Origin of the sequence: Jeotgalibacillus proteolyticus (genome assembly GCF_050107735.1) — a bacterium.
Taxonomy (GTDB): domain Bacteria; phylum Bacillota; class Bacilli; order Bacillales; family Jeotgalibacillaceae; genus Jeotgalibacillus; species Jeotgalibacillus proteolyticus_A.
Genome location: NZ_JBNILO010000031.1, coordinates 1 through 666, shown reverse-complemented (window position 1 = coordinate 666; position 666 = coordinate 1). Strand labels below are relative to the sequence as shown.

The window sequence follows — 666 nt, the reverse complement described above, 5'->3', positions numbered from 1 at the left end:
TCGATAGAATACCACCTTGTGGTACACCTTTTGATGGTATTCCTTCCATATCAATTTCTGCTTTTAGCATTTTGGAAATGCAAGATAGGACCTTTCGATCCCGGATGCCTAAGTTCCATAATTGTTTAATAAGAAGTGGGTGATTGACATTATCGAAAAACCCCTTAATATCAACATCCACAACAAAATGTAGTTGTGATTGGTTGATTAAGAATTGTACTCTAGCCATAGCATGATGAGTAGACCTTAACGGTCTAAATCCGTAACTATGTTTATAAAAGTGAGCCTCAGCAATTGGTTCAAGAACTTGTTTAAAACATTGTTGAATAATACGGTCAAGAATGCATGGAATTCCAAGTGGTCTTAATTTACCGTTTTCCTTTTCAATCCATTTTCTTCTGACCTTCTTAGGATGATAGTTTTTTAGTTTTGTTTGGATTACTTTAACTAATTCACTTTCCGATAGCTTTTTAATGTATTTGATGGTATTTCCATCTGTACCAGGTGTTTTTGAACCTTTATTGGTTTTGATTGTCCGATAAGCTAGTAGAATATTTTCTCTGGATGTAATAATGTCATATAGATGGTTAAAAGATTCTTTTTGGCTAGCTCTTTCGTGTAAATCAGTAAAGGTTTCCGTCATATTGTAGTAATCCCAATATCTCA

The 666-nt window shown here is 33.9% G+C and carries 1 protein-coding gene; it reads right to left on the bottom strand.

Annotation, left to right across the window (positions count from 1 at the left end):
* Nucleotides 1-666: reverse transcriptase domain-containing protein (locus ACQCT8_RS18995; RefSeq protein ID WP_426873697.1), on the bottom strand; the 666-nt coding region annotated here is incomplete at both ends.